The 13022-nt window shown below is 45.9% G+C and carries 12 protein-coding genes; 11 read left to right on the forward strand and 1 reads right to left on the reverse strand.

Annotated elements, in window-relative coordinates:
- Positions 1–3: 3 nt before the first annotated feature.
- The 7 genes from H70737_RS00770 to H70737_RS00800 all read left to right on the forward strand — a co-directional run bounded on the left by H70737_RS00770 (position 4) and on the right by H70737_RS00800 (position 7173).
- Positions 4–1125, forward strand: coding sequence for an ABC transporter ATP-binding protein (locus tag H70737_RS00770; protein WP_042123255.1), 1122 nt, complete (start codon positions 4–6; stop codon positions 1123–1125).
- A gap of 210 nt (positions 1126–1335) precedes the next feature.
- Positions 1336–2274, forward strand: a complete 939-nt coding sequence (gene hprK / locus H70737_RS00775; RefSeq protein WP_042183988.1) for an HPr(Ser) kinase/phosphatase — start codon at positions 1336–1338, stop codon at positions 2272–2274.
- Between the two features lie 12 nt (positions 2275–2286).
- Entirely contained in the window at positions 2287–3318 is a 1032-nt protein-coding gene (gene lgt, locus H70737_RS00780; protein WP_042183990.1) for a prolipoprotein diacylglyceryl transferase, read from the forward strand.
- 5 nt (positions 3319–3323) lie between these two features.
- Entirely contained in the window at positions 3324–3980 is a 657-nt protein-coding gene (gene ppaX / locus H70737_RS00785) for a pyrophosphatase PpaX (protein ID WP_042183992.1), read from the forward strand.
- Entirely contained in the window at positions 3977–4486 is a 510-nt protein-coding gene (locus H70737_RS00790) for an acyltransferase (RefSeq protein WP_197071255.1), read from the forward strand. Before ppaX ends, H70737_RS00790 begins: the two co-directional genes overlap by 4 nt.
- 293 nt (positions 4487–4779) lie before the next feature.
- Positions 4780–5976, forward strand: coding sequence for an acyltransferase (locus H70737_RS00795; RefSeq protein ID WP_042183996.1), 1197 nt, complete (start codon positions 4780–4782; stop codon positions 5974–5976).
- 42 nt (positions 5977–6018) lie between these two features.
- Positions 6019–7173 (forward strand): acyltransferase, encoded by a 1155-nt coding sequence (locus H70737_RS00800; protein WP_042183998.1) that lies wholly within the window; start codon positions 6019–6021, stop codon positions 7171–7173.
- A 72-nt stretch (positions 7174–7245) separates the two neighbouring features.
- Here the strand turns inward: H70737_RS00800 and gntK are convergent, their stop codons facing one another.
- Positions 7246–8775, reverse strand: coding sequence for a gluconokinase (gntK, locus tag H70737_RS00805; RefSeq protein WP_042193086.1), 1530 nt, complete (start codon positions 8773–8775; stop codon positions 7246–7248).
- Positions 8776–9154: 379 nt separating this feature from the next.
- Here gntK and H70737_RS00810 point away from each other — a divergent pair, with 379 nt between their 5' ends.
- The 4 genes from H70737_RS00810 to hisB all read left to right on the forward strand — a co-directional run bounded on the left by H70737_RS00810 (position 9155) and on the right by hisB (position 13022).
- Positions 9155–10372, forward strand: a complete 1218-nt coding sequence (locus H70737_RS00810; protein ID WP_042193089.1) for an ATP phosphoribosyltransferase regulatory subunit — start codon at positions 9155–9157, stop codon at positions 10370–10372.
- A gap of 69 nt (positions 10373–10441) precedes the next feature.
- On the forward strand, positions 10442–11080 hold the full coding sequence (hisG, locus tag H70737_RS00815; protein ID WP_042123270.1) for an ATP phosphoribosyltransferase: 639 nt from the start codon (positions 10442–10444) through the stop codon (positions 11078–11080).
- 36 nt (positions 11081–11116) lie between these two features.
- Entirely contained in the window at positions 11117–12427 is a 1311-nt protein-coding gene (gene hisD / locus H70737_RS00820; RefSeq protein ID WP_042184000.1) for a histidinol dehydrogenase, read from the forward strand.
- The gene (hisB, locus tag H70737_RS00825; protein ID WP_042184001.1) at positions 12414–13022 is read left to right on the forward strand and encodes an imidazoleglycerol-phosphate dehydratase HisB; all 609 of its coding nucleotides are present in this window, start codon (positions 12414–12416) and stop codon (positions 13020–13022) included. The genes hisD and hisB overlap by 14 nt, the downstream gene beginning before the upstream one ends.

Below are 13022 nucleotides of genomic sequence, written 5' to 3' on the forward strand. Positions count from 1 at the left end.
ACAATGGCAGGCGTACGTTTAGAGCATATTTTCAAAAAATACCCGGGTTCAGATAAAGCAACAGTAATCGATATCAATCTTGATATTAAAGATAAGGAATTTCTAGTATTGGTTGGACCTTCCGGTTGCGGTAAATCCACAACTTTGCGTATGATCGCTGGTTTGGAAGAAATCTCCGAAGGTAAAATGTACATTGGCGATCGTGTAGTTAATGACGTTGCACCTAAAGACCGCGATATCGCGATGGTATTCCAATCCTACGCCCTGTATCCGCATATGAGCGTATACCAAAACATGGCTTTCGGTTTGAAACTTCGTAAAGTGAAGAAGGATGAAATCGACAAGAAAGTTCGCGAAGCTGCTAAAATTCTTGACATCGAGCATTTGCTAGATCGTAAACCAAAAGCGCTTTCCGGTGGTCAACGCCAACGTGTCGCTTTGGGACGCGCTATCGTACGTGATCCACAAGTCTTCTTGATGGATGAGCCTCTTTCCAACTTGGATGCTAAACTTCGTGGTCAAATGCGTGCTGAAATCACTAAACTGGTTAAGCGCCTTGAAACTACTTGTATCTACGTAACGCATGACCAAACAGAAGCTATGACAATGGGTGATCGCATCGTAGTTATGTATGATGGTATCATTCAACAAGCAGCTTCCCCTGAAGAGTTGTACAATGAACCTACAAACTTGTTCGTAGCTGGATTTATCGGATCCCCTACAATGAACTTTATCAATGGTACTTTGTCCGAAGTGAGCGGTTCTATCCGTTTCCGTGCTGAGAACCTTGATGTTGAAGTACCAGGCGGAAAAGCTCAAATCATCCGCAACAAAGGTTACATCGGTAAAGAAGTAATCATGGGCGTTCGTCCAGAAGATATCCATGAAGAGCCAGTATTCTTGGAAGCTTCCCCTAACACAATCTTCACTTCATTGGTTGATGTTACTGAAAACCTTGGTCACGAAATGCTCCTTTACTTGAGCGGCCTTGGTAAATCTACTGTAATCGCTCGTGTAGATGGACGTTCCACTACTCGCGAAGGCAGCAAGCCTAAATTGGCTATTGATATGAACAAAATTCACTTCTTTGATAAAGAATCCGAAGCTAACATTTTGTTGGGATAAGATTGTAAAGATCTTTTCTCTCTTGATAAAGCCACCCGAAAGGGTGGCTTTATTGTTTAGATGGCCCCTGTTTGGTTAGGCGCTAAGATTGCATTCATAAGCGTTATCAATTAAGATAGCAGGAGAATTACCTCCGGAATGTAAAGAGATCGCTGCCAACCGGACGCAGTAAGCGGACAAATACCGCAGGTGACGAAAGGACGAAATTACATGGCTAAGAAAGTAAAAGTATCTGAATTGGTACAGCATTTTCAATTAGAGGTTATTTCCGGCCAGGAAGGTCTAAAGAGACCCATTACGGTCGATGACCTGAATCGCCCTGGACTAGAGATTGCTGGTTATTTTGAATATTATCCAGAAGAACGTGTTCAATTGCTAGGCAAAACAGAACTCGCTTTTTTCTCCATGCTGCCCGAAGCTGAGCGGAAAAGCCGACTTCGTGGAATTTGCAATGATAACACACCTTGTATTGTAATTACACGTGGTTTAGAAGTGCCTCAAGAGTTAATTGACATAAGTAATGAAAAGGCTCTTCCTGTGCTTCGCAGCTCGATGGCTACGACTATTTTCTCCAGCCGTTTGACGAGCTTCCTAGAAGGAAAATTAGCTCCTACGGCGACTATTCATGGCGTACTTTGTGATGTATATGGTGTAGGTATGCTAATTACGGGTAGTAGTGGGATTGGTAAAAGTGAAACAGCCCTTGAGCTTGTAAAACGCGGTCATCGATTGATTGCTGATGATGCCGTAGAAATCCGTCAGACTTCAGATAACCAGCTGCATGGTACAGCCCCTGAGTTAATCCGTCATTTACTGGAGATCCGTGGAGTCGGTATCATTAATGTAATGACACTTTTTGGTGCGGGTGCCATTCGTAATCATAAACGGATTACACTTGTTGTTAGATTGGAAGCTTGGCAGCAAGACAAGCAGTATGATCGACTTGGACTTGATGAGGAAACGACACGGATTATTGACACAGATGTTCCGCTTGTAACGATTCCCGTACGCCCAGGACGTAACCTTGCAGTTATTATAGAGGTTGCAGCGATGAACTATCGCCTGAAACAAATGGGCTTTAATGCAGCCCTGCAGTTCACGAATAAGCTAACTGCGACCATATCTGAAGATATGGATGATCTCGATTAGGAGTGTGAGAGAATGTTCCCATTAGCACTAAATCCTATTGTCTTCTCAATTGGATCACTGCAAGTACACTGGTACGGATTAATACTAGGTTTCGGTGCACTCGCGGGGTTATTTCTTGCGATCCGCGAGGGCAAACGGTTTGGTATACCACAAGAATTCTTTATGGATATGCTGCTGCTAGGTGTGCCTTCGGCCATTATTGGGGCACGGATTTACTTTGTAGCGTTTAAATGGGAGGATTATAAGGATAATTTAATAGATGTCTTTAAGATCTGGAATGGTGGCATCGCCATTTACGGTGCGTTAATTGGAGCCATTATTTGCGGGATTATTTATTTCCGCTATAAAGGCTACCCCTTCTGGCGTATCGTTGATATTTGTGCACCTGGACTACTTGCGGGTCAAATGATTGGACGCTGGGGAAACTTTGTCAACCAAGAGGCATACGGCAGCGTGGTTGAAGAGTCGTTTTTACGGGATAAACTGCATTTACCTGACTTCATTGTGAACCAAATGTACATAGGGGATGCTTTTCATCATCCGACCTTCTTGTATGAATCTCTTTGGAGCTTACTGGGTATCGCGCTACTAATGGTTCTTCGTCGTCAGAAGTTTGTGCGAGCCGGTGAGATCTTCATGTCTTACTTTATATGGTATTCCATCGGTCGTTTCTTCATTGAAGCCATACGTACGGACAGCTTGGCCTTTAATGGAAGTGCAGGCTTGGCATCCTTTATGAACGGATTATGGAAACCGATGGAATGGTTAGGCTTTGAGCAAGGATACTTGGACCCAAGCTATGGAAATATCCGTATTTCTCAGCTGCTTGCTCTACTGATCATCGTCGCAGCTGTACTGCTTATCATTATTCGTAGGGTCACCGGAGAGCCTAAAGCACATTATTCTGATCCTATAGTATGTACTAAACCGATCAAAGCAGATACCATAGTGCCTGAAAGCGCAGTAAATACACCGCAGAAAGCTCGTCACGGGGCTCAACCTGAGCAAGGACAGCCTGCGGATGGAGATAAGAAGGAGCAGTAAAGCTTATGATAGAATGCGTTCTTTTTGATCTAGATGGAACGATTGTCGATACGAATGAGCTAATTATTAGTTCGTTTATGTACGCGCTGAAGGACAATGGTCTAGCTCCACTCACTAGGGAAGAGATTATTCCGCATATGGGCACAACCCTTCAGCAACAGATGAGAGTCTTCTCTGGACTTGAGGATGTAAGTGGTGCGCTTGAGAAATCCTACCGTTCTTATAATTATGAACATCACGATGAGTTAGTACGTCCCTTTCCTCAAGTGAATGAGACAATGGAAGAGCTCTTACGTCGTGGAATTAAAATGGGGATTGTGACTACAAAAATTCGTCCAACAACGATTAAATCGCTTGAGATGTTTGATTTGCTAAAGTACATGGATACGATTGTGACGGTGAACGATGTTACTGAACCAAAGCCACATCCAGAGCCTGTTCTGACAGCAGTCAATAACCTTGGCGTTGATCCTCGTAAAACTCTTATGGTGGGTGACAGTACGGTTGATATTCAGTCAGCAAAAACTGCTGGTGTATATGCGGCTGGAGTATCGTGGTCTTTAAAAGGCGAAGAGACTCTCCGCAAGTATGATCCCGACTATATCATCCATAACATGAAGGATATTATAGAAATTGTGGAGCGAGGAACGAGTGAATCGTGAGAAACGTAACCCGATATCCTGTAGAAGGTCATAACTCACTTTGGTACATTTACCGTACGGTCAGCCCGTGGAAGGGTGTCCGCAACTTTATTTTTATTCAGATTGCCCGTTATTGCCCGATTCTACCGTTAAAGAACTGGATCTATCGTCGGATTCTCGGGATGAAGGTAGGCAAGCATACCTCCTTCGGTCTGATGGCGATGGTGGATGTATTTTTTCCGGAAAAAATAACGGTGGGTGAGAACTCTATTATCGGTTATAACACGACGATTCTGGCGCATGAATATTTAATCAAGGAGTATCGCCTGGGAGAAGTAGTGATTGGGGAAAATGTATTGATTGGCGCCAATACAACGATTCTTCCCGGTGTAACCATCGGTGATTGGGCAGTTGTTGCCGCAGGATCAATAGTACACAAGAACGTGGCGGCTGGCTCTTTTGTAGGAGGCAACCCACTGCGAGAGCTACGCCCAGCTTCATCGGAAGATTCTTCGGAACAAGTGTAAAAGATGCTTCGTAAACCCTGCAGTTTCATATTGCGTTTTTTTAGCGCAGGATCTGCAGGGTTTCTTGCGTCTTGGAGAAGCATATTAAGAAAACTTTAAGATCTTCTTAAGTTTTTTATTCGGATGTAGGCGGTATAATTAACCTTAGTAATCACGTAAATCCCACGCTAGGCATTCAGCGTCAAATATCAGAATGTAAATTCAGCAAGTGCAGACTTCCTGGTATGTTCAGTTTCCACATTCCGCTTAGCGTCTCTATGAACAACCATCATAGTAGAGAAGAGGAATTTAATATGAATACTGTGAGACAGGAAAGGCTGCCCCAGCTGGATATTTTCAGAGCTCTAGCTATATTAGGAGTGCTGCATGTGCATGCCTCATCTTTTGCTGCTGGAGAGCAGGCACTGCATTCACCTTATTATTACTGGCTGAACTGGATTAACATTTTCTTTAAATTCGGTACGCCCTCATTTATTTTCCTTAGCAGCTTCGTATTGTTTTATAATTATTATGGTCGTCCTGTGACACGCAGCTTGATCATTAATTTCTACCGTCGGCGATTAAAGTATATCTTACTGCCTTATTTGCTAGCTTCTATGGGCTATTATGTACTAACTCTATATGTGAACGGACGATTGATGCAGAGCCTTGGAGACAACTTGTTAAGCTTTTCTAGAGCGTTATTCTCGGGCTCCGCATATGCGCATTTGTATTTTGTCTTTATTAGCATTCAGTTTTATTTGCTTTTTCCAGTGCTGCTTAAGCTACTGCAGAGTTCCCGCTTCTTAATGAAATGGGCGATACCGGTGGGTTTGGCGCTTCAGTGGGGTTTTATTTTTTGGAATAAGTACGAATTGCACATTGTTGAAAAAGGGAGCTTGGCAATCTCCTACCTAGCTTATTATATGATGGGTGCTTATCTCGCCATTCACTTTGAGAAGGTGAAGCTGTGGCTGATAAAGCCATGGAGTGAGCTGGCTGCCAAGCAAAAGAGGTGGACTGCCTTATTAGTGAGCTTGTGGTTAATTGCAGCTTTTATCCATGTGCAGCTATGGTATGTAGCCCGCCATTTTGGGGTGTGGACGGATTCACTGTGGTACGAGCTGTTATGGAATGTTCATACGATGTTATCGGCATTGGTTCTGTTGTACGCTGCATTTTTGCTTTATCGTAAGGCCCCTCGTGTGATCGTTGCTTTCTTGACTCGTTTAGGTGAGTTGTCATTTGCAATTTATTTGATTCATCCGCTATTGCTGGCGATATATCGCAGGTTCCGATATCATATTCCCTTGGAATCGCTAACTTATGTTTTCTTCATCTATGGAGGACTTGTAGTTGCACTGGGAGGAAGCTGGTTCATGGTGCAGTTTGCTTTTCGCCGAATTTCTAAGTCATGGATCTTCTTGGGAAGTGTTCCTCGGTCTCTAGAGTCTAGTTCCAAGGTAAAGTCAGGACATGTCTCGGAGGAGATGAGGAAGGTTAATACTTGATTAGGCATCATTTTGATGCGGAGCTTAACAGGAGGAAAGATAATGAGACAAAAAGAAAGAATTCCGCAGCTGGATATTTTTCGAGCGATTGCTATTTTTGCAGTGCTAGCTATTCATGCTACTTCGCGAACGTTGGCGGAGACACTAGGTACAAACATGTTTCATCCGTTCTTACTTATTAATAAATTCAGCCAGTTCGCTGTACCTTCATTCATATTTTTGAGTGGGTTCGTGCTGTTCTATAACTATATTGATCGTCCTCTGGGCGGAAAGACGCTGGGGAAGTTCTACAGTAGAAGGCTGCTTTATATTATCGTGCCTTATGTACTATTTTCACTGTTGTATTTTGCATTAAAAATGACGGCGGGACATACATGGAGTTTACCTCCAGGGGAGATGGCTTCTAAGCTTTGGAAGTATTTGTGGACAGGAACAGCATACACGCATTTGTATTATATTATTATCATTATTCAGTTCTATGTATTGTTTCCACTCATTCTGTGGTGTCTGCAAAAGGTTCGTCGTCTGGCGGCTTGGGCACCGCTAATCGGATTGATTCTACAATGGGGTTTTGTGCTGCTGAATAAATACATGACTAATAACGGGTATTGGCAGTTGTCCAAGGGCAGTCTGGCAATCACTTATTTCTCGTATTTCTTGCTGGGTGCGGGGATTGCAGTATACTATCCTTCTTTGAAAAAGTGGCTGGTACCTTCACGTGAAGGCTGGCGCGCCGGTAAAGGTCCGGTATGGATTACGTTGTGGTTGTTGTGGATCGTAGCTGGGGTTGTTCATGTTGAGCTATGGTTTAATAACTATACGAAGAAAACAGTCATCAATAGTTTATGGTATGAGGGATTCTCTAACCTTCATGCGCTACTCTCTTGTGTGGTGTTGCTACAAATCTCCTTCTTATTGTATGGAGCGGGCCGAAGCTTGATTACAAGACTGTTGTTATCTGCCGGAGCTTGCTCTTTCGGAATCTATTTACTGCATCCGTTACTGCTATTTTTCTATAGAAAATTACCGTTTCACGGGGGTTCTCTTGCATATACCGCAGCGATTGCTGGGGGTTGGCTCTTTGCGTTGTTAGGTTCATGGGTGGTAGTGGCCTTTGCCTTCCGATATATTAAATCGGCTTGGATCATCTTCGGCTCGGGTCCACAGAAAGCAAAAGCAGAATCCAAAAGTGCATAGTCTATTGCAAGGAAATATAAAAGCGTCGGTTTTCCCACATATGTGGGTAGCCGACGCTTTTTATTTTTTGCCTTATTCTCCAGCTTGTTCTCGCTGAAACTCTGCAATGGCTTGATACTGGCTTTCGAGACTACGGTAAACAGAAATATAGATCGGCAGCAGCTGTTTGTAGATCTTGGTATGTTCATCAATTGGAGTATGCTTATGGGTTGAACCAATCATGTCAAACACGACATCAAAGGAATCGACTCGACCTGTTGCATAAAGACCAAGTACAACCGCCCCGAGGCAGGAGCTCTCGATACTCTCCGGAATGACAACCTCCTGATCAAAGATATCAGCCATCATCTGCCGCCATACTGAGGAGCGGGCGAAGCCGCCAGTGGCAAGGATTCTGCTTGGGCGTCCGATTTGCTCTTCCATAGCAAGGAGAACCATATACATATTGAAGATTACGCCCTCTAGTACTGACCGAATCATATGCTCCTTATGGTGGTTCATAGAAAGGCCAAAGAAGGAGCCCCGAGCATCCGGATTCCACAGCGGTGCTCGTTCTCCAGTCAAGTAAGGATGGAATAAAAGTCCACCGCTTCCCGCAGGAACTTGCTCTGCAATGCGAGTCAGAACCTCGTAAGGATCAATGCCTAGTCGTTTGGCGGTTTCAACTTCAGAGGCCGCGAACTCGTCACGTACCCAGCGGAACAGCATGCCACCATTGTTGACGGGGCCTCCGATCACCCAATGTTTTGGGGTTAAGTTATAACAGAAGGTCCGTCCTTTGGGATCGGTGAGCGGGTGATCCACTACGGTACGAATTGCTCCACTCGTACCAATCGTAGCGGCCACTACACCGGGCTCAATTGCGCCTACGCCGAGGTTGGAAAGGACGCCATCACTGGCGCCAACAACAAATGGAGTTGTAGGGAGCAGCAAAAGCTCCTCTGCCAGACCAGGGAGCAGCCCTTGCATAATCTGCGTGGTGGGAACAAGCCGCGAGAGTTGATCTGTTGTAATGTGGGCAATCTCCAAAGCTTCTTTATCCCATTCTAGATTCTCCAGATTGAGCATGCCTGTGGAAGAGGCAATGGAATGATCGATGATGTATTCGCCAAACAGTCTTGCGAATATGTATTCTTTTATGGAAATGAATTTATAGGTTTGTTGGAACACTTCTGTATGTTCTTCCCGAAGCCACATTAGCTTGGTGATCGGAGACATTGGGTGTATAGGTGTACCTGTGCGTAGATACAATTCATGGCCGTTTAGCTCATCCTTCAAACGAAGTGCGCATCCGGCACTGCGATTATCAGCCCATGTGATGCAGGCAGTTAGGGCCTTACCCAGTTTATCAACTGCAATGACACTGTGCATGGCAGAACTGAAGGAGACGAAAAGGATTGCATCCGCAGATACACCGCTTTGCCGCATAACTTCAGAGATAGTATGGAAGACTGCACTCAGGATTTGTTCTGGGTCCTGCTCCGCTATTGAGGGTGAGGGCTGATGTAAGGGATATCCTACATTAGCTTGTGCAGCTATGGCTCCTTTTTCCTCGAAGAGAACTGCTTTGGTACTTGTAGTTCCAATATCAACGCCAATCATATAGGATTTAGTCACGCATTAGCCCTTCTTTCTAGTTGTAAGTAGATTTTTAGAACACTAATTACAGAATTATGAAGTACAATCATATTAGCTCATTATAGTATTGGATAAACGTGGAGGCAAAATAAAGGGATTCCCAAGTATTGGTTCGAAGTACATAAGTGTTTGATTTAGATTTTCTTTGTGAACAATTCAACCTAGGTAGACAAGCTTTAAGCATACAAGCATTAGAATGGAAGTCATAGCTTTACCTCGTTAGATTGACGAAAAAGCAGTGACCATGATACGATATTGAAAATACTTTAATTTGCTACCACTTTACCATAGTAAAGTAAATATAAACAGTATCTAATGATAACTGACGAGGTGAACAATGAAGATGTCCAAACCAAAGGGATTTGAGAAGCCGTCTGGCGTTCGGGACTATCTGCCCCGGGCCGTAACGAAATTACGCAAAATTGAGAATGATGTACTGCATTGCATGAGTCGCTGGGGTTATCAGCAAATGATGACTCCGACGCTAGAATATTACGATACAGTTGGCGTGGCTAGCTCTACGTCCGACCAAAAACTTTATAAATTGCTCAACAATCGTGGTCAGGCGCTAGTGCTTCGTTCTGAAATGACAGCTCCTGTAGCCCGTGTTGTGGCATCTTTATTAAAGGATGAGCCATTGCCATTGCGGTTGTCCTATCACGCTAATGTTTTCCGTGCCATTGAGGAAGAAGCAGGGCGGGAAGCGGAGTTTTTCCAGACAGGGGTCGAGCTGGTAGGTGACGATTCACCTGAGGCTGATGCTGAAGTAGTGGCGCTCGCAATTTCATCTTTGCAGGCTGCGGGTGTGAAATCTTTTAAAATCGCTATGGGGCATGTAGGCTTTCTGAATGGTTTATTTCAAGAGGCACTTCCACAATTGCCGGAGGCTCAGGAGGAGCTCAAAAGTCATTTGTTGGGCCGTGACTACGTCTCTTTTCGGGAGACCTTACGCCGGCTGGATCTGACGGAAGCTCAGAAGAATGAACTGGATGGACTGTTACGTTTGCGTGGAGGTAAGGAGATTTGTGGACAGGCGCTGGAGCTTAGCGATCATCCGCTTGCCCGTCATTCGATAGATCATTTATGCAAGGTGTGGGAGGTACTGGTCTCTTACGGCGTATCACAGCATGTGCTGATCGATCTGACGATGATCGGGGACTTCTCTTATTATACAGGGATGACTTTCGAAGGCTATGCAGCGGAATTAGGGTTTCCGGTATGTAGTGGAGGCAGATATGATAATCTCCTTCAGCAGTTTGGACGTCCGATCCCTTCTACAGGTTTTTCTTTAAAAACGAATCGTATTCTCGATGGTGTGGCTGGATCGAGCGAAGAGGAAGAGCTGCCTATCTTGATCCAATATGATGCTACTCGCAGAAAAGAAGGTCTGGAAGAGGCAACACGCTTACGGTCGGAAGGGCACGCAGTAGTGACTAGACTGGCAGCAGGTCCAGAAGAGCTTGAAACGGTGAAGCGTCTAGATACGGATACGATCGAAGCAGATGGTATGCGGTACGGCGAAATCTATACCTTTGTATCTTTTGTAAGTGAGCATGGCTGAGATATCGCTAGCAAGAATGAGCGGTTAAGATAAATTTTGTATGGAAATGGAAAAGGAGGCAACTTAACGATGGCACAGATTTTGAAGGTCGCTATGCCAAAAGGTCGGATTTATGAAAAGGCTGCTGAGCTGTTCCGCCAGGCAGGTCTCCCGATTCCACCGGATGGTGAGGCATCCCGCAAGCTTGTTATTCCGCTGCCTGAGGCAGGCATGGAATTTATATTAGCTAAACCAGTAGATGTACCTACATATGTAGAATATGGTGTGGCCGACATTGGAATCGTGGGCAAGGACGTATTGCTGGAGGAAGATCGTGATGTATATGAGCTGCTTGATCTTGGCATCGCTCGATGCCGGATGTCGATCATTGGATTGCCGAACTGGCAGCCGGGGATTCAGCAGCGTGTAGCGACGAAATATCCGAATGTGGCTTCAAAATATTTTCGGGAGCAGGGACAGCAGGTTGAGGTCGTGAAGCTGAATGGTTCAATTGAGCTTGCGCCGCTGATTGGTCTCGCTGATCGTATCGTGGATATGGTAGAGACGGGCCAAACGCTGCGGGATAACGGATTAATTGAAATGAAGAGCATATTCGAAATTACGAGCCGTCTTGTGGCCAATCGTGTGAGCTATCGGATGAAAAATGAAGAGATACAGCAGCTGTGTGACCGACTACAGGCGGTTATAGGGGAACCAAATTTGCGGTAGGTGACAGATGTTAAGGGGTAAAGGGAGGAACCGGCGATGAAGGTTGTATCGAGCAAGGATTTTAAGCTAGAGCGAGAAGTCGAGTATGGAACGCCAGAACAAAATCAGGCGGTAAAGGAAATTGTGACCGCGATTAAAAAAGAAGGAGACACGGCACTTCTTCGCTACACGGCGCAATTTGATCGGGTCACGCTTACGCCGAATCAGCTGAGGGTAACGCCGGAAGAGCTTCAGGCGGCGTATGGTCGAGTAGAGGAATCTTTCGTATCCGCTATTCAAGCAGCCGCAGCCAATATCCGGGCTTTTCATGCTAGACAGAAACGGAATTCGTGGATGGATTTGCAGCCCGATGGCACTATTCTGGGACAGATTATTCGTCCGCTGAAGCGGGTAGGGGTATATGTTCCTGGTGGTAAGGCAGCTTATCCTTCCTCGGTGCTGATGAACGTGATCCCTGCACAGATCGCAGGCGTGCCGGAGATCGTTATGGTAACCCCGCCATCCACCGGCGGCAAAGAAGGGATTGATCCTTACATCCTGGTTGCTGCTGCAGAAGCAGGGGTGAATGAAATCTACCGTGTGGGCGGAGCGCAGGCGGTAGCTGCTTTGGCTTTTGGGACGGAGAGCATAGCGCCGGTAGATAAGATATGTGGGCCCGGCAACATATACGTCGCGCTAGCAAAACGCGAGGTATATGGCGCCGTGGACATCGACAGTATCGCGGGACCAAGCGAGATTGTCGTGCTCGCAGATGAGACCGCTGAGCCGGCCTATGTCGCAGCGGATCTGCTCTCGCAGGCCGAGCATGACGAGATGGCCTCAGCGATTCTAGTCACGCCATCGCAGAGCTTGGCGGATAGCGTGGCTGCTGAAGTGGAGCGTCAGCTACAGGAGCTGCCGCGACAGGCGATCGCCCGTTCATCCGTAGAAAATTACGGGGCGATCATTGTTGTGGAATCTATGGAGGAGGGAATCTCCGTAGTGAATCGGTTGGCACCAGAGCATCTAGAGATTGTTGTCGAGGATCCAATGGGCCTTGTGGGCAGCATCGAGAATGCTGGGGCGATCTTCCTGGGAGCGTATAGCTCGGAGCCTGTGGGCGACTATTTTGCCGGACCGAATCATATTATCCCGACCAATGGTACGGCACGCTTCTCATCGCCAGTGGATGTGGATGATTTTATAAAGAAATCAAGTCTGATTTATTACAGTAAAGAAGCCCTCCTGCGGGATGGAAAGACCATTATAGAGCTGGCGCGTCGCGAAGGGTTAGAAGGCCACGCACGAGCCATTGAGATTCGACTCAAGAACGAAGGAAAAGGTGGAGACGGATATGGAGAACAATAATGAACAGGCCTTGCGCCAAGCAGGATTAAGCCGTAAAACAAACGAGACGGATATCAAGCTGTCTCTTAACGTAGATGGAAGTGGAGTTTCCGAGCTGGAGACGGATGTTCCTTTTCTGAATCATATGCTGGACCTATTTACGAAGCACGGCCAGTTTGACCTGTCAGTTCAGGCGCGAGGAGATATCGAAATTGATGATCACCACACGGTTGAAGACATCGGGATCTGCCTAGGTCAAGCGCTGCACGAAGCACTTGGTGATAAAAAGGCAATTAAACGTTATGCGAGTGTTTTTGTACCGATGGATGAGGCGTTGGCGCAGGTTGTGATCGATATCAGCAATCGCCCACACTTTGAATATCGCGCAACGTATCCTTCACAGCAGGTGGGCAGCTTTTCGACGGAGCTTGTTCAGGAATTCTTATGGAAGTTCGCGCTGGAAGCTCGGATTACGCTGCATGTGATCGTACACTACGGTTCTAACACACATCACATGATTGAGGCTGTATTCAAGGCGCTCGGACGGGCACTCGATGAAGCGACACTGATTGATCCACGCGTGAAGGGTGTGCCTTCTACGAAGGGAGTGCTGTAG

This window comes from Paenibacillus sp. FSL H7-0737 (assembly GCF_000758545.1).
Classification (GTDB): domain Bacteria; phylum Bacillota; class Bacilli; order Paenibacillales; family Paenibacillaceae; genus Paenibacillus_AQ.